The sequence below is a fragment of the Lonepinella sp. BR2474 genome, assembly GCF_051851555.1.
GTDB lineage: Bacteria > Pseudomonadota > Gammaproteobacteria > Enterobacterales > Pasteurellaceae > Lonepinella.
The window spans coordinates 175,058-191,150 of record NZ_JBPDVH010000001.1; the positions used below are offsets into that span (position 1 = coordinate 175,058).

16 protein-coding genes are annotated in these 16,093 nt (G+C 42.3%); 8 read left to right on the plus strand and 8 right to left on the minus strand.

Annotated features, from left to right (window positions below; all coding sequences use genetic code 11):
* The first annotated feature begins 44 nt into the window (after positions 1-44).
* The gene (gene ribF, locus ACTG7Q_RS00920; protein WP_439239911.1) at positions 45-974 is read left to right on the plus strand and encodes a bifunctional riboflavin kinase/FAD synthetase; all 930 of its coding nucleotides are present in this window, start codon (positions 45-47) and stop codon (positions 972-974) included.
* A gap of 66 nt (positions 975-1,040) precedes the next feature.
* Here ribF and nfuA read toward each other — a convergent pair whose 3' ends face one another.
* Positions 1,041-1,625 carry a Fe-S biogenesis protein NfuA gene (gene nfuA, locus ACTG7Q_RS00925; RefSeq protein ID WP_439239912.1) on the minus strand — a complete coding sequence of 195 codons (585 nt, stop codon included), beginning with the start codon at positions 1,623-1,625 and terminating at the stop codon, positions 1,041-1,043.
* Between the two features lie 74 nt (positions 1,626-1,699).
* Entirely contained in the window at positions 1,700-2,386 is a 687-nt protein-coding gene (locus ACTG7Q_RS00930; RefSeq protein ID WP_439239913.1) for an amidophosphoribosyltransferase, read from the minus strand.
* A 111-nt stretch (positions 2,387-2,497) separates the two neighbouring features.
* Here ACTG7Q_RS00930 and ACTG7Q_RS00935 point away from each other — a divergent pair, with 111 nt between their 5' ends.
* From ACTG7Q_RS00935 to rsmB, 4 genes are all read left to right on the plus strand, one after another.
* Positions 2,498-3,001: a DUF2301 domain-containing membrane protein gene (locus tag ACTG7Q_RS00935; protein ID WP_439240628.1), complete on the plus strand. Its 504-nt coding sequence runs from the start codon at positions 2,498-2,500 to the stop codon at positions 2,999-3,001.
* 167 nt (positions 3,002-3,168) lie between these two features.
* Positions 3,169-4,053: a transferrin-binding protein-like solute binding protein gene (locus ACTG7Q_RS00940; RefSeq protein WP_439239914.1), complete on the plus strand. Its 885-nt coding sequence runs from the start codon at positions 3,169-3,171 to the stop codon at positions 4,051-4,053.
* A 130-nt stretch (positions 4,054-4,183) separates the two neighbouring features.
* Entirely contained in the window at positions 4,184-5,134 is a 951-nt protein-coding gene (gene fmt, locus ACTG7Q_RS00945) for a methionyl-tRNA formyltransferase (RefSeq protein WP_439239915.1), read from the plus strand.
* A complete protein-coding gene (gene rsmB, locus ACTG7Q_RS00950) occupies positions 5,131-6,492 on the plus strand; it encodes a 16S rRNA (cytosine(967)-C(5))-methyltransferase RsmB (protein WP_439239916.1) in 1,362 nt (453 codons plus the stop codon). Before fmt ends, rsmB begins: the two co-directional genes overlap by 4 nt.
* Positions 6,493-6,546: 54 nt before the next feature.
* Here rsmB and mscL read toward each other — a convergent pair whose 3' ends face one another.
* The 5 genes from mscL to nudE form a co-directional block, all read right to left on the minus strand.
* Positions 6,547-6,933: a large-conductance mechanosensitive channel protein MscL gene (gene mscL / locus ACTG7Q_RS00955; protein WP_439239918.1), complete on the minus strand. Its 387-nt coding sequence runs from the start codon at positions 6,931-6,933 to the stop codon at positions 6,547-6,549.
* Between the two features lie 85 nt (positions 6,934-7,018).
* A complete protein-coding gene (gene trkA, locus ACTG7Q_RS00960; RefSeq protein WP_439239920.1) occupies positions 7,019-8,395 on the minus strand; it encodes a Trk system potassium transporter TrkA in 1,377 nt (458 codons plus the stop codon).
* An 8-nt stretch (positions 8,396-8,403) separates the two neighbouring features.
* Entirely contained in the window at positions 8,404-9,207 is an 804-nt protein-coding gene (locus ACTG7Q_RS00965) for a glycosyltransferase family A protein (protein WP_439239922.1), read from the minus strand.
* A 49-nt stretch (positions 9,208-9,256) separates the two neighbouring features.
* A complete protein-coding gene (locus ACTG7Q_RS00970; RefSeq protein WP_439239924.1) occupies positions 9,257-11,263 on the minus strand; it encodes an OPT family oligopeptide transporter in 2,007 nt (668 codons plus the stop codon).
* 128 nt (positions 11,264-11,391) lie between these two features.
* A complete protein-coding gene (gene nudE, locus ACTG7Q_RS00975) occupies positions 11,392-11,949 on the minus strand; it encodes an ADP compounds hydrolase NudE (RefSeq protein WP_439239926.1) in 558 nt (185 codons plus the stop codon).
* 72 nt (positions 11,950-12,021) lie between these two features.
* Here nudE and hslR point away from each other — a divergent pair, with 72 nt between their 5' ends.
* Genes hslR through rlmB form a run of 3 tightly spaced genes read left to right on the plus strand, consistent with a single transcriptional unit; the run spans position 12,022 to position 14,135 of the window.
* Positions 12,022-12,435 carry a ribosome-associated heat shock protein Hsp15 gene (hslR, locus tag ACTG7Q_RS00980; protein WP_439239928.1) on the plus strand — a complete coding sequence of 138 codons (414 nt, stop codon included), beginning with the start codon at positions 12,022-12,024 and terminating at the stop codon, positions 12,433-12,435.
* Positions 12,436-12,495: 60 nt separating this feature from the next.
* Positions 12,496-13,374, plus strand: a complete 879-nt coding sequence (gene hslO / locus ACTG7Q_RS00985) for an Hsp33 family molecular chaperone HslO (RefSeq protein WP_439239930.1) — start codon at positions 12,496-12,498, stop codon at positions 13,372-13,374.
* 23 nt (positions 13,375-13,397) lie between these two features.
* Positions 13,398-14,135 (plus strand): 23S rRNA (guanosine(2251)-2'-O)-methyltransferase RlmB, encoded by a 738-nt coding sequence (rlmB, locus tag ACTG7Q_RS00990; protein WP_439239932.1) that lies wholly within the window; start codon positions 13,398-13,400, stop codon positions 14,133-14,135.
* 70 nt (positions 14,136-14,205) lie between these two features.
* Here the strand turns inward: rlmB and rpoD are convergent, their stop codons facing one another.
* Entirely contained in the window at positions 14,206-16,074 is a 1,869-nt protein-coding gene (rpoD, locus tag ACTG7Q_RS00995) for an RNA polymerase sigma factor RpoD (RefSeq protein WP_439239934.1), read from the minus strand.
* Positions 16,075-16,093 lie beyond the last annotated feature (19 nt).

Here is a 16,093-nt window from a genome sequence, read left to right on the forward strand (position 1 = left end):
GCGTATAATAAAGCCAATAATTTAAAGATATCAATCCATTTACTATGCAACTAATACGCAGTATTCATCATTTTCCACGTAATTTTCCCCCTTGTGCCTTAACCATCGGCAATTTTGACGGCATTCATTTAGGACACCAAAAAATCTTAAGCCATTTAAAAGAAAAAGCGCAGGCATTAAATTTACCCACAGCGGTGATGATTTTTGAACCACAACCTCGGGAATATTTTCAAGGGGAAAAAGCACCAGCAAGATTAATGCGATTGCGAGATAAGTTACATTACTTTCAACAAGCCAACATAGATTATGTTATCTGTGTTAAATTTGACCGCACTTTTGCCGAACAAACTGCACAAGATTTTATTAGCGAATTATTAGTCAATAAACTCAACGTAAAATTCCTAAGCATTGGGGATGATTTCCACTTTGGGCAAGCCCGACAAGGCAATTTTGCATTACTGCAACAATCCGGTCAGCAATATGGATTTGAAGTGGAAAATAACCGTACTTTTTGCTTGGAGCAATTACGTATTAGCAGTACTGCCATTCGCCAAGCACTGGCAGAAGATCGACTGGTTGATGCCGAAAAATTATTGGGTCGCCCTTATCGCATTTGGGGTAAAGTGATTCATGGCAAAAAATTAGGGCGTACGCTTGGTTTCCCGACCGCCAATATTCATTTACATCGCCAAGTCAATCCCATTAAAGGTGTCTATGCCGTACGTGCAGAATTAAAAAATGGACAAATTGTACAAGGTGTTGCGAATGTCGGACAACGACCCACCATTAATGGCACAATACAATTATTAGAAGTACATCTGTTTGATTTTAATCAGCATTTATATGGACAGAATATTCAAATTGAATTTTGCTATAAATTACGCAATGAAATAAAATTTGCTAGCCTTGAGGCGTTAAAACAGCAAATTCAACAAGATGAAGAAATTGCGAGAGCTTATTTTTCTGCAAAATAAACCATATAAAAAGTGCGAGAAAACACAAAAATTTTCACCGCACTTTTACGCTAAATATTAGCCAAATTAATAATAAGAATGCTCACCACGTTGGTGTTCGGTCACATCTTTTGCCCCTTTTAATTCATTCGGGAACATGTCGACTAATTGTTTTTCCACACCGTCTTTTAAGGTCACATCCACCATGGAGCAACCATTACAGCCACCGCCAAATTGTAAAATGGCATAGCCGTCATCAGTCAGTTCAATTAAGGTAATCCGTCCACCATGGCTCGCTAATTGTGGGTTAATTTGGGTTTGAATCACATAGTCCACACGTTCAATTAATGGAGCATCATCCGACACCTTACGCATTTTCGCATTCGGTGCTTTTAAAGTTAACTGCGCCCCCAATTCTTCAGTCACATAATCAATTTCCGCATCTTCCAAGAAAGGCAAACTCACTTCATCCACAAAAGCAGAAAATGTATCATATTGCATTTCGGTATCGGTTTCTTCCACCGCATTGGTCGGACAATAAGACACACCACATTCCGCACTCGGTGTACCGGGGTTCACCACGAAAATACGAATATTGGTCCCTTCTTCTTGTTGATCTAATAATTTACGAAAATGTGCCTGTGCAGCGGCTGAAATACTAATTTGTTGCATGTTTTTCCTTGCGTGTCTTTAATCTTACTTATTTAGTCGGAAATGATACGCTGAGATCGGCTTTTATGCAAATTTTATGTGCGAGCCAGCCCCCAAACTTGAATATGTGGTATCCCCATTTTGCGTAATTGTTTCGCCATTTCATTCATGGTTGAACCGGTGGTAATCACATCATCAATAAGACAAACTGAACGATAATTGCATTTTTTTATCTTATTTTGCACAATAAACGCATTTTTTAGATTATTACGCCGAGCTTTAGCGGTTAAACCACGCTGACTTGGGGTATGTTTAGTGCGTAACAAAAAATCTTCTCGCATAGGAATGTTTAACCAGCGAGCCAACCATTTCGCCAATAATGCAGCTTGATTATAACCACGTCGCCAATGGCGAACATGATGCAGTGGCACCGGTAAAATCACATCTGGTAACGTTAACCCATGAGTACGTCTGGCTTGTCGTACCGCCAAATAAAGCAAACGTGCCAAACTACGATCTAACCAAAATTGCCCTTGGAATTTAAAACGGTGAATCAAGGTAGATAAAGGTTCCGCATAGCGTCCGATAATCACCATTTGTTGCCATGCAGGTTCCTGCTGTAAACATTTTCCACAATGCAGTTCATCACGGATTAATTCTGCCCCACAGCAACCGCAATAGGCAAAACGGCGAATCTCCTCATTACAACGGCTACATAACCCATGGGATCCTATGGCCAATTTTTGCTGACATTGCACACAACTCAAGCCAAACCAGTTCATTTTATCTTTTATCATTTAAGTGAATTTGTGATACTCTTACCGAAAAACCGAATGAACGCAATCATTGCTTGTTCAATTTGGAATCAAGATCACAAAATCAGGAGAATTATCATGGCTGATCCGCACATTAAATCCCCAATGGACGTTTTAGATAAACTGACCGTGTGTCTTTATCGTAGCGGTTTTGTTTTTGCGGCGATTTTCACCGCACTTTTACCCTATTATGAATTTGCGCACATTGGCCTGTTGGCGGCAGCATTACTTTGTGCCTCATCCTTGCATATTTATCTCAAATCATTCCGTCTGTTATTACAATTTGCCACATGGTTAGCCTTATTTTTCCAAATTATCGGCCAAACAGAATTAGCACTGGGTGCTGCATTGGTGACCTTGGGCGGGCTTTGCTTTAAAGAATATTTTTGTTTCCGTATTTTTGCCTTGAACCTGATGCCGATTTTTGTGGCCTTATTATGGGTCACCAAAGTCATGCAAATCACCTTAGGATTACAAATTTTATGCGTAATTTGCACTGTACTTTTCGCTGTGCTCGCCATTCAAAAATGGCGTATGCCGTTGCATTTTGATATTGGGGATAAAAATAAGTACCAAATTTAGCGCAAACTGGCTTGGCAAATATAAAAATATTGTTTATATTGGCATAAGTTCTGTTGTTATTTTAAGGTGTACTATAATGGAACAGTTCTTTAATTCGTTATTGAACAATGATCTATCTAATTGTATTTTGATGTTTACCCAAATTTAAGGATATAAGGAGATTTAAAATGAAAACCTTAACACTCACGTTATTAGTTTCATCAATGACTATTGCCTTGGCAGGATGCGGAAGTAGTGGCGGTGGTAGTGATGATAATCATGCCGACACCAAAACAACAACTAATCAAACAGTGACAAAACCAACGACGTCAACTGTTCAAACAGCAACAAACCCAGCAACATCAACTGATCAAACATCAACAAACCCAACAACATCAACCGATCAAACAGCAACAAATCCAACGACATCAACCCATCAAACAGCTACAACCCCAACAACTTCAACCAATCAAACAATAACCACACCAAGCGATGCGAATAGCTTTTATACAAAAGGCTCGGGTATAAAAACAAGTAAAACATCTGATGCACAGAATATATTGGTAATAGATGGTCAATCAATGGAACTCGCCCCCGGATTAAAGAATTTAGGCGGTATTATTTCTTCGAGAACGGGATTCATTAATATCAATGGAAGCCAGATTAGTAATTTAACAAATTCCCCTATTATGTATGGATTAAGACAAGTAGATGGTAAGTATATTGCCTTTGCTCAGGGCGATAACTTAGCCACTGTGCCAACTTCAGGACATGCGACATATAACGGTAAAGCGATTATTGATAACGCATCACAAGAGGATGCTGAAAAAGGTTCTGCAACATTTAATGTAGACTTTGGTACGAAAAAATTAACTGGCGCATTAACGTTCAAGACAAATGAGACGGTGAACTTAGAGGCAACATTAAATGGTAATAAATTCCAAGGTGACAAAAATAATGTAACCACACAAGGCGCATTTTATGGCAATAATGCAAGTCATTTAACCGGCGTGTTTGAAGGAAAACAAAACAATACTGCGGTGAAAGGGGCCTATGGCGCACAACGAGAATAATCAATAATTCACATGCGAAAAGGTTGTTTAGAGTTAAACAACCTTTTTTTCTGTCTTTCATCTGGAAATATCATGGTGAAAAGGCTATCATTATGCCTACTTTGATTAACATAACGTCGCACTTTACCCTATGCAGAAACTGAACATTATTTTCGCCGGCACACCCGATTTTGCCGCCCAACATTTACAAGCCCTATTGAATTCGCAACACAATGTGATTGCGGTGTACACACAACCGGACAAGCCCGCTGGCCGAGGTAAGAAACTCCAAGCCAGTCCGGTCAAACAGCTGGCCGAGCAATATCAATTACCCATTTATCAACCGAAATCCCTGCGTCAAGTGGAGGCGCAAGCCGAATTAGCCAATCTCAAGGCGGATGTGATGGTGGTGGTGGCTTATGGTTTAATTTTACCTTTAGCCGTGTTGCAAGCGCCTAAGTTTGGTTGTTTAAACGTGCATGGTTCGATCTTGCCTCGTTGGCGTGGTGCCGCCCCCATTCAGCGGGCCATTTGGGCGGGCGATAAACAAACGGGCGTCACCATTATGCAAATGGATGTGGGCCTCGACACAGGTGATATGTTACACAAAGTCTATTGTGATATTGATCCTCATGAAACCTCCGCAACGCTCTATCATAAATTGGCAGAATTGGCGCCCCCTGCGCTGATTGAGGTATTGGATAATTTAACCAATGGAAAATTTCCCTCAGAAAAACAACAAGATAGCCAAAGTAATTATGCAGAAAAACTGAGCAAAGAAGAGGCCCAATTAAATTGGACGTTGTCAGCGGAACAGTTAGAACGCAATATTCGTGCCTTTAATCCCGCTCCCATGGCGTTTCTCACACTCTCCCATCATGGGCAAGAAGAACGTATTAAAATTCATCAAGCGACCTGTTTGCCACATCAGGATAAAACAGCGGGCAGCATTATTGCGGTGGATAAACATGGCATTCAAATCGCCACCGCCCAAGGTGTACTTAATATTACCCAGTTACAGCCTGCGGGCAAAAAACCCATGTGGGTACAAGATTTTCTCAATGGGCGCGCCGATTGGTTTAAGGTGGGGAATGTTTTATGACCGACACAAAAAAACCGACCAAAAACACCGCACTTTCGCACCCCATGGAAGTCAGAGCCGCCGCCGCACAAATGATGTTACAAGTGTTGGATCAAGGCAAATCCCTCTCTGCGCTCATGCCAGAAAAACAAGGCCAAGTAAAAGCACAGGATTTGCCCCTATTACAAGAAATCTGCTTTGGTATTTGTCGTGTTTTGCCTCGTCTGGAATGGATTATTCGCTTGCTCGTGGATAAACCGCTAAAAGGCAAAACACGGATCGTCCATTGTTTATTATTGGTCGGCTTGTATCAGTTACTTTACACCCGCATTCCGCCACATGCCGCCATTAATGAAGTAGTAAATGCCACCAAAACATTGAAATCCGAGGGTTTTCGTGGCCTGATTAATGGCGTATTACGCCGTTTCTTACGTGAACAAGACAACCTATTGGCCGTGGTGGATAAACATTGGCAAACCTATCACCCTGAATGGTTCGTCAATAAGCTGAAAAAGGCCTATCCAAACTGGCGGGACATTATCGAGGCAAATAATCAAAAACCGCCAATGTGGATTCGGGTGAATGCACAACATTGTTCAGCGCAAGATTACCGTCAACAATTATTCACCGAAACAGATTTAACCAGTTTTACGGACGACAATCCTTATGCGTTACGTTTAGCCAACCCTACCGCCGTACAAAATTTACCCCATTTTGCCGAGGGATGGCTAACCGTGCAAGATGTCCATGCACAATGGTCTGCTCTACTCTTAGGGGGACAAAATGGCGAACTGATTTTAGACGCTTGTGCCGCCCCGGGGGGGAAAACCACGCATATTTTAGAATTGGCGCCGCAAGCCAAGGTGGTGGCGTTGGATGTAGAACAGAGCCGCTTAAAACGGGTGGAAGAAAATCTGGCACGGTTACATCAAAAAGCCCTCGTTATTTGCGGTGATGCAAGCCAACCTAAACAATGGTTACCAACCGTGGCAAAAGCGATTATTGGCAAACAAAGTGCGGTGCAATTTGATCGTATTTTATTAGATGCGCCCTGTTCTGCGACTGGTGTGATCCGACGCCACCCCGATATCAAATGGTTACGTCAAGAAAGTGATATTGCCCCATTAGTCCAATTACAACAGCAAATTCTCACCGCACTTTGGGCCACCTTAAAACCCAATGGCGTGTTACTCTATGCGACTTGTTCGGTGTTGCCTGAAGAAAATGCGCAACAAATTGAACGTTTTCTGGCCGAAAATAATAATGCGAAATTAGAAGATTTGCCCTTTGAACAGCAAAATATCGGCGTCCAGTTTTTCCCCTCAGAACAAGGGGGGGATGGGTTCTATTATGCGAAATTAAGAAAAATTGCCCTGTAAAAGAAAATAAAAAAACCCGAACCATATGTCGGGTTTTTGTTTGCCAATTTATGATTATTTTTTCAATAATTCACGAATATCGGTTAATAATTCTTCCGTTGTTGGGCCGGCTGGGGCTTCTTCTACTGGTTTCTTCATTTTGTTAATGCCTTTCACCATCATAAAGATCGCAAATGCAATAATAATGAAATCAAACACATTTTGAATAAAGACACCGTAGTTTAAGGTCACGGCTGGAGTTTCGCCCACCGCTTCCGCTAATACGATTTTTAAATCTTTGAAATCCACGCCACCTGTGACAATACCTAAAACTGGCATCACCACATCAGCAACCAATGAACTCACGATCTTACCGAATGCGCCACCGATGATCACACCGACTGCCATATCAACAACATTACCACGCATCGCAAATTCGCGAAATTCTTTCATAAAGCTCATAATTTTTTCCTTTCTAAATAAATTGCTATTAAAGCCCGTGTATTATATAAATTTTATGCAATTTGTATAGCATTTTGTTTATTTTTTAGATAAAAAACGTCGTGGTTTGGAAAAGTTTCTCAATTTCAGAGACCTGTTTCTTATCTGCCAAATATACCACTACATGATCATTTTCTTCAATCACCAATTCTTTGCGAGCAATAATGACTTCCCCCGCACGTAACACCGCACCAATTAAGGCACTGTTAGGTAATTTTAGCTCACCCACTTTACGCCCAATAATATTTGAACTGGTTTTGTCACCATGTACCACCGCCTCCAAGGCCTCTGCGGTGCCGTGACGGAGAGAGGCCACGTTGATAATATCCCCTTTTCGTACATGCCCTAATAACGCAGAAATCGTGGCTTGTTGCGGCGACACCACAATATCCACGGCGCCCCCTTGAATCAAGTTAATATAGGCCATGCGTTGAATCAAGACCATGACTTTTTTTGCCCCCAACCGTTTCGCCAATAGCGCTGACATAATATTGGCCTCGTCGTCACTGGTTAAGGAAATGAACACATCCATATTTTCAATTTGTTCTTCAAATAACAAACCATGATCGGAGGCGTCACCATGAAAAACCAAGGTATTGGATAATTTCTCTGCTAATTGTGCCGCCCGTTCTGCATTACGTTCAATCAGTTTGACGGTGCAATTATTTTCTAATTTTTGCGCCACGGTTAACCCAATATTGCCGCCACCCGCAATCATAATGCGCTTATAAGAACGCTCTAAACGTTGTAATTCAGACATCACCGCTTTAATATGTTCGGTTGCACAAATAAAAGTGACTTCATCCCCCGCCTCAATAATGGTCGAGGCTTGTGGGCGAATGGCTTTATCTTGTCTAAAAATCGATACCACACGGCAATCAATATGTGGCAAATGCTCACGCAAAGCAGAAATGGCATAACCTACCAATGGGCCACCGTAATAGGCTTTACACACCACCACACTAATTTGTTTCTCGGCAAAATGCGCCACTTGCAAGGCGCCAGGGTAATTAATTAAGCGAACAATATCTTCCGTCACCAAGTTTTCTGGCGAAATAATATGGTCAATGGGGATCACATCCGAGGTAAATAATTTCTCTTTTTCACGTAAATATTCGGAATTACGGATCCGAGCGATTTTGGTCGGCGTACGAAATAACGTATAAGCAATTTGGCTAGCCACCATATTGGTTTCATCGGAATTCGTGACCGCCACTAATAAATCCGCATCCGTAGCGCCCGCCTCACGTAAAACACGTGGCGAGGAGGCAGAACCAATCACCACGCGCAAATCAAACTTATCTTGTAAGCTACTGGTATTCGCCTCATCATTATCGACTAAGGTAATATCGTTATCTTCGCTGACTAAATTCTCAGCCAAGGTTGTCCCCACTTGGCCGGCTCCAAGAATAATTATTTTCACAGGAATTCCTATTTTCGTTCTAACACTAAAGGTTGTATGCCTATATTAACAGAATTTAAACCGCACTTTAACTGTTCAATTTGCTGACAAATCCGAACCGTCACGGATTCGGCTTGTGCCATGTCTTGTGGCGTAATACTTTCAGGGGCCTGTTGAAACAAAATCGCATCTAATAAACGCTCGGCGTGCATGCCATCACGGCAGTAATGTAATACGCCTTTTTCATTGAACAAGGTGGCTACCCCACTGATTTTGGTCGTGGCAATCCCTAAGGCGCCGTCTTCACCGCCAAAACGTTTAAATAATTCTTCTTGTGGAAAACCACCACAAGCCAGAAAAAATGAACGCCGAAATACCACATTGCCACCACAGGTCATTCGCATATGTTGCCAAGCAAAATCAAAATTAGGGTGATTCGCATAGCGTTCCGCTAAATTAATCGGCGTTAAAGCTAAACGTACCACGGAAATATCAGGACGGAAAGCAAATACCGCACTAGCCACTTCCAATGCCCCTTGTTCATAGGCATCATCGGCATCTAAAAAGGCAATAAATTCCACCGCAGTTTGTAACGCTCCCCAATTTCGTGTTTTCGCCACACCGCTATTTTGGGGCATCTGTTCCACTTGGATTTTATCGGGGAATTGTTGGGCTAGTTGGTTCGCTAATGTTAATGTCTGATCGCTAGAGGCATCATCAATGAGCCATAAGGTGCCTAACTGCGGTTGATTTAACACCGATTTTACCGCACGTTCTAAAGTCTGTTCCGCATTATAACAGGGAATGATGACATCAATTTGGGGCAAGTTCATATAAAATCCATCCATAAAAAAACGCTCTCAATCGAGAGCGTCTATTATATTATTTTTTCGCTTTAAGTACACGCTGCGCAAAAATCGTTACCCCAGCGGCAAAGACGATCAGCCCGAGAATCTCAGCGGTGCCGCCCCAGTTTTCAAGGTTGAGTGCGAGTGGTGCGTCAGACCCACCGGAAGTGACCGAGCCTGCGATAATAAAGGCAAGAAGTACCCCGATTAAACTTTCACCCACGATTAAACCCGCAGCAAATAACGTCCCTGAGCGTTCCGCTTTTTTCTTGAGTTCATCGGCATTCTTGCCAGAACGTTTCGCATAGCTGTCTAAATGACGATTCGTCAACCAAGCCAATATCGCCCCAATAATTAATGGTGCATTAATTGACGGCGGTAAATAAATCCCCATACCAATCGCTAATGCAGGTAAAGCGAAACGGTTGTTAGATGATTTTTTCAATAACGCATCAATGATAATCACCACCACACCTAAACCAATACCAAAGAAGATATAACCCCATTCTAAGTTATGGGAGAAAATACCGTTAGCAATAGTCATCATTAAGGTCGCTTGTGGTGCAGAAAGCACTTGACTTGGATCCATTCCCTCACGTGGTACAGCACCCGTAAATCCATAAGAATAATAGAGAATATCAAGCACCGGTGCAATCACTAACGCTCCAACAATGACCCCAATAATTAAGGCAACCTGTTGACGCCAAGGGGTGGCATGAATCAGATAACCGGTTTTTAAATCTTGTAAGTTATCGTTAGAAATGGCTGCCGTACAGATCACGATAGAACAGCTAAATAAGGTCAACGCCGTTAAGAATTTTTGACCGTCAGCGGTATCTAATAAGCCAGCAGATGAACCAATTAACATTAACACAATGGCCGTGATAACCACGGAAATAATACCGATACCGGAAATTGGGCTAGATGATGAACCCACCAAACCGGCCATATAACCACAAGCGGCGGCGACTAAGAAACCGATCACAAAGGCCAATAACGTACAAACCACAATTAACGTAATGGCGACTGCAGGTTCAATACCCACGGGTTCTAAGAAACTATATAAAGCTAATACAATCAAGACCACGGAAACCAAGCTAATATAAATCATGGCTTTCGGTGATAAATCTTGCGTAGTGCGGTCATTATTTTTAAAATTTGGATCCTTTAACGCACGGAATGATTGAATCATCCCTTGTGCCATCGGTTTCATTAACACTAATAATGTCCAAATCGCCGCAATACCGATAGTACCTACCCCGATAAAGCGTACTTTACTTTTCCAAATACTCACCGCATAGCCGACCATGTCTGCATCTACTGGCATTGGTGAAGCAGAGGTAAAATATGGCACCGCAATGCCCCATGCAATGAAGATACCGAGTAGAATCGCAATACCGCCCACGATACCAACCAAATAACCCGCACCTAACAAGGCAAGTGAAAAGCCCATTGGCACTTGGAAAATCGCATTGCCGCCTTTAAACCAAAGGCTCGCACTGTCGGCAATCACACGCAGTCCATTGGTCGCAAATCCCACCACCGCAGCAATCACACCACCGGTGGCAATTTCTTTAATGCCACTGTCGCCAGAATGATCATCACCGGCTTTCAAAATTTCAGCCGCTGCAACGCCCTCTGGATACGGTAAATCACTTTTGACCACCATCACATGTCGCAATGGCACGGTGAAAATCACCCCGAGTACCCCACCAGAGATACAGATCAATAAGGTTTGCCAAAATGGAAAGCCTTGCCAGTACCCCATCATTAACATGGCCGGCAACACGAAGATCACCGAAGATAAGGTCCCCGCAGAAGAGGCTTGGGTTTGTACCATGTTATTTTCAAGAATATTGGCATCTTTGAAAAATTTTAATACTGCCATAGAAATCACGGCAGCCGGAATAGAGGAAGCGAACGTTAAGCCCACTTTCAGCCCTAAATAAACGTTTGACGCCGTAAACACGACGGTAATTAACGCCCCGAGAATCGTTCCTCGCAGTGTTAATTCTTTTAATGAAAGATCATTGCTTGACATATAAATTATCCCTTAATATAAAAAACCTCAGTATCTTACTGTAATTTACGCCGTAAAAAAAGCATAAATATCACCATATAATAATTAATCAACTTTATTTAATAAAATTTAATTAATTTAACGAATTTTTATATTTTTTCTAAATAATCTCGCAAAGCATAAATAGCGACTAAATTACGACTCTCACAAAAATCAGGATTGTTCAGTAATTCATCTAATTTTGCCAAAGGGAAACGCAGGATTTCTAACGGCTCCGGCTCATCACCCTCTAATTTTGATGGATAAAAATCGCGTGCCACTAAAATGTGCATTGGGCTGTTCATAAAAGTTAAATTAGAATTGACCGTGCGTAAATGAATAAACTGTTTGGCGCCCAAGCCCAGTTCTTCTTGCATTTCACGGTTGGCACTTTGTTCAATGGTTTCCTCTTTTTCCATCAACCCTTTGCAGAAACCCAACTCATAACGCTCGGTTCCCATGGCATATTCTCGCACCATTAACAGATCATCGCCATCAATCGGCAACACCATCACCGCCGCCCGACTGGCAGGCTTAAAACGCTCATAAGTGCGGTGAATTCCATTGGAGAATTTGAGATCCACCGATTGAATGGTAAAAATACGGGATTGACAAGCAGTTTGAATGTTCAAAATTTGTGGTAAGGTTTTTTCAGAAAATAGGGGCATTTTGTGATCTCTCGTTTTACAAAAAATAAGAATAACGATACCATAAACAGCGAACAGATTTAAGGGAAAATCATGGCAAAAGGTAAATCAAATAAATCACAGGCACAACAAGACGATAATGATGTTCGTCTTGATAAATGGTTATGGGCAGCACGTTTCTACAAAACTCGCACCATTGCCAAAGAAATGATTGACGGTGGTAAGGTGCATTATAATGGACAACGCACGAAACCCAATAAAACCGTGGAAATCGGTGCAAACATCAAATTACGCCAAGGCAACGAAGAAAAAGAGATCAACGTCACCGCACTTTCCACACAACGCCGTGGCGCCCCCGAGGCACAATTACTGTATTGCGAAACGGCGCAAAGTATTGAAACACGTGAAAAAATTGCATTAGCTCGCAAAATGAATGCTATGCCACATCCTGATCGTCGACCAAATAAAAAAGAACGGCGAGAACTCATTCAATTTAAACATCAGTAACCAAATCACAAAAAGTGCGGTAAAATACACCGCAGTTTTTACAAGGAACCACAAAAGAACATGGCCGATTACTTAAAAGACCCTCACAAAGATAACGACAAACTGTATCGCTACCTCTTCCAAAACCGTGCCGTACGTGGCGAATGGGTGCGGATTAACCAAAGTTTTATCGATACCTTAAATACCCATCATTACCCAAAAGCCGTACAAAACTTACTTGGCGAAATGCTGGTCGCCACTACCTTACTCACCGCTACGCTAAAATTTAACGGCAATATTACCGTGCAAATTCAAGGCGACGGTCCGTTAAAATTAGCCTTAGTCAATGGTTCCGACAGCCAACAAATCCGTGCGTTAGCTCGCTTGCAAGGCGAAGTTACCGACCAAATGAGCTTGCAACAAATGATTGGCAAAGGCGTGTTAGTGATCACCATTGCGCCAAACGAGGGCGAGCGCTATCAAGGTGTGGTCGCCTTAGACAAACCGACCATTACCGAATGCCTAGAAGATTATTTCATGCGTTCCGAACAACTACAAACGCAATTAATTATTCACACCGGTGAATTTGAGGGTAACCCCGTTGCGGCTGGCATGTTGTTACAAATTATGCCAGATGGTCAGGGTTCACCGGAAGATTTTGAGCATTTAGCCACGCTCACCACCACCATCAAACCCGAAGAAATTTTCGGTTTATCGGCGGAAGAAATGCTGTACCGTTTATATCACGAAGAAAGTGTTGAAGTGTACCCTGCTCAACCTATCGTCTTTCATTGCGGTTGTTCCGCCGAACGTTCAGGCTCTGCTTTAATGTTAATTTCAGATGCTGAAATAGATGAAATCCTAGCAGAACATAATGGCAGCATTGATATGCAATGTGAATGTTGCGGCACCCATTATTTCTTTAATAAAGAAAAAATTGCGCAACTTAAAGCGCAATAATTGACTCATTTAAAAGGATAACCATGTCAGAACAAATTTATGGCATTCATGCCGTGAGTGCCTTTTTACAACGTACGCCCGAACGTATTATTGAAGTGTTAGTACTTAAAGGCCGTGAAGATAAACGCTTACAGCCTTTACTCAACGACTTGCACAAATTAGGCATTACGGTGCAATTTCTCAACCGTCAAAGTTTGGATAACAAAGCCAACGGCGAAGTGCATCAAGGCATTATTGCCCGAGTGCAAGCAGCCAAAGAATTAAATGAAAACGATCTGGATCAGATTTTGCAAAACAAACAAAGTCCGTTTTTATTGGTGCTAGACGGCGTGACCGATCCACATAATCTCGGGGCTTGTTTACGGACCGCCGATGCCGCAGGTGTGGATGCAGTGATTGTACCAAAAGATAAATCCGCGCAATTAACGTCAGTCGCTCGTAAAGTCGCTTGTGGTGCAGCGGAAACCATGCCCTTAGTTCGGGTAACAAATTTAGCTCGTACCTTGCGAGAACTACAGCAAGATCACAATATCTGGGTGATTGGTACGGCGGGCGAAGCCACAGAAACCCTGTATCAAACCAAATTAACAGGCGCTATTGCCTTAGTGATGGGCGCCGAGGGAGAGGGTATGCGACGCTTAACTCGTGAATGTTGTGATCAGTTAGTGAGCATTCCCATGGCAGGATCGGTTTCATCCCTTAACGTTTCCGTTGCTACGGGGGTGTGTTTGTTTGAGATTGTGAGACAGCGATTAGGCTGATTTTTATGCTCTAATCGCTTAAATATTGCTCCCTCTAACGAGGGAGCTAACGATAAGTAGAAATTGGCGTTTACTCATCTAGGAAACTACGCAATGTTTCCGAGCGACTTGGATGACGTAATTTACGTAATGCTTTAGCCTCAATTTGACGAATACGTTCACGGGTCACATCAAATTGTTTACCCACTTCTTCCAACGTATGGTCGGTGTTCATATCAATCCCGAAACGCATGCGTAGTACTTTGGATTCTCTCGGGGTTAAACCCTCCAACACTTCATGGGTGGCTGCTCGTAGACTTTGTGCAGTGGCACTGTCTAATGGCAATTCAAGGGTACTGTCCTCGATAAAATCACCTAAATGTGAATCGTCGTCATCACCGATTGGGGTTTCCATAGAAATCGGTTCTTTAGCAATTTTCAACACTTTACGAATTTTATCTTCTGGCATGCCCATCCGTTCTGCCAATTCTTCTGGTGTAGCCTCGCGTCCCATTTCTTGCAACATTTGACGGGAAATGCGGTTCAATTTATTGATGGTTTCAATCATATGTACTGGAATACGAATAGTCCGTGCCTGATCCGCAATGGAGCGAGTAATGGCCTGACGAATCCACCAAGTGGCATAGGTGGAGAATTTGTAACCACGACGGTATTCAAATTTATCCACGGCTTTCATCAAGCCAATGTTGCCCTCTTGAATCAGATCAAGGAATTGCAAGCCACGGTTGGTGTATTTTTTCGCAATGGAAATCACCAAACGCAAGTTAGCCTCCACCATTTCTTTTTTGGCTTTACGGGCTTTGGATTCACCTTGTGCGACACGTTCGCCAATTTCACGAATTTGTGGAATAGTTAAGCGGGATTCTTGTTCAAGCTGTTGTAAGCGTACAATGGCTTGACGAATATTGTCGGCATATTCCGCCAATTTCGGTGCATAGGTTTTCTTGCTGTCTAGAATTTTGACTAACCACGCATCGTTAGTTTCTTTGCCATAAAAGACTTTAATAAAATCGTCCTTTGGCATTCTGGCATAATCCACGGCCCAACGTTGAATTTGGCGTTCTTCTTTGCGCATGCGTTTCATCATGTCTCGAATCGACATCACCAATAAATCAAATTGGCGTGGCACTAAGCGGAATTGTACAAAAATTTCAGATAACGCTTGAATTTCTGACCGCACTTTTTTATGCGTGCGTCCGTGTTTTTCAATCAGGCCTAAAATTTTAATGTGTTGCGCTTTTAATGCCGCAAATTTCTCTCTGGCCACTTCTGGATCAATGGCATTATCGCTGTCATCGGAGCTAGATTCGGTTTCTTCTTCATCTTCTTCATCATCTAAATCCACATCTGCGACTTCTGAATTTTCATCATCGTCTTCATCGGCCATATCCTCATCAATTTCTTCAATGGCCTCTTCTTCCACCACATTCGGATCCACAAAGCCAGTGATCAAATCCACTAAACGTACCGATCCATCTTCCACTTTTTCGTATTGTTCTAATAAATAAGTCAAGGATTCTGGGTATTCTGCCACCGCACTTTGCACGGCATTAATGCCGTCTTCAATGCGTTTAGCAATATCAATTTCACCCTCACGGGTTAGCAATTCGACACTCCCCATTTCACGCATATACATGCGCACAGGATCTGTGGTACGCCCTAATTCTGCCTCTACGCTAGATAAAACTTGGGTCGCTTCTTCGATCACATCATCATTAATATTATCGATATTTTCATTTAAGATAAGATCATCTGCATCGGGTGCGGTTTCCAATACAAGAATCCCAGCATCTGTGATCATCTGAATAATATTATCGATCTGTTCAGCATCAACCAATTCTTCAGGAAGATGGTCGTTGACTTCAGCAAAGGTTAAATAGCCCTGTTCTTGCCCTTGTGCTATTAACAATTTTAATTGTGATTGTGGATTTTGCTCCATAAATGGCTCCGCCTTTACT

Excerpts from the sequence above, each read along its gene's own strand:
- ribF (WP_439239911.1), top strand. The coding sequence starts at position 45 with ATGCAACTAATACGCAGTATTCATCATTTTCCACGTAATTTTCCCCCT.
- nfuA (WP_439239912.1), bottom strand. The coding sequence starts at position 1,625 with ATGCAACAAATTAGTATTTCAGCCGCTGCACAGGCACATTTTCGTAAA.
- ACTG7Q_RS00930 (WP_439239913.1), bottom strand. The coding sequence starts at position 2,386 with ATGAACTGGTTTGGCTTGAGTTGTGTGCAATGTCAGCAAAAATTGGCC.
- ACTG7Q_RS00935 (WP_439240628.1), top strand. The coding sequence starts at position 2,498 with ATGGCTGATCCGCACATTAAATCCCCAATGGACGTTTTAGATAAACTG.
- ACTG7Q_RS00940 (WP_439239914.1), top strand. The coding sequence starts at position 3,169 with ATGAAAACCTTAACACTCACGTTATTAGTTTCATCAATGACTATTGCC.
- fmt (WP_439239915.1), top strand. The coding sequence starts at position 4,184 with ATGCAGAAACTGAACATTATTTTCGCCGGCACACCCGATTTTGCCGCC.
- rsmB (WP_439239916.1), top strand. The coding sequence starts at position 5,131 with ATGACCGACACAAAAAAACCGACCAAAAACACCGCACTTTCGCACCCC.
- mscL (WP_439239918.1), bottom strand. The coding sequence starts at position 6,933 with ATGAGCTTTATGAAAGAATTTCGCGAATTTGCGATGCGTGGTAATGTT.
- ACTG7Q_RS00965 (WP_439239922.1), bottom strand. The coding sequence starts at position 9,207 with ATGAACTTGCCCCAAATTGATGTCATCATTCCCTGTTATAATGCGGAA.
- ACTG7Q_RS00970 (WP_439239924.1), bottom strand. The coding sequence starts at position 11,263 with ATGTCAAGCAATGATCTTTCATTAAAAGAATTAACACTGCGAGGAACG.
- nudE (WP_439239926.1), bottom strand. The coding sequence starts at position 11,949 with ATGCCCCTATTTTCTGAAAAAACCTTACCACAAATTTTGAACATTCAA.
- hslR (WP_439239928.1), top strand. The coding sequence starts at position 12,022 with ATGGCAAAAGGTAAATCAAATAAATCACAGGCACAACAAGACGATAAT.
- hslO (WP_439239930.1), top strand. The coding sequence starts at position 12,496 with ATGGCCGATTACTTAAAAGACCCTCACAAAGATAACGACAAACTGTAT.
- rlmB (WP_439239932.1), top strand. The coding sequence starts at position 13,398 with ATGTCAGAACAAATTTATGGCATTCATGCCGTGAGTGCCTTTTTACAA.
- rpoD (WP_439239934.1), bottom strand. The coding sequence starts at position 16,074 with ATGGAGCAAAATCCACAATCACAATTAAAATTGTTAATAGCACAAGGG.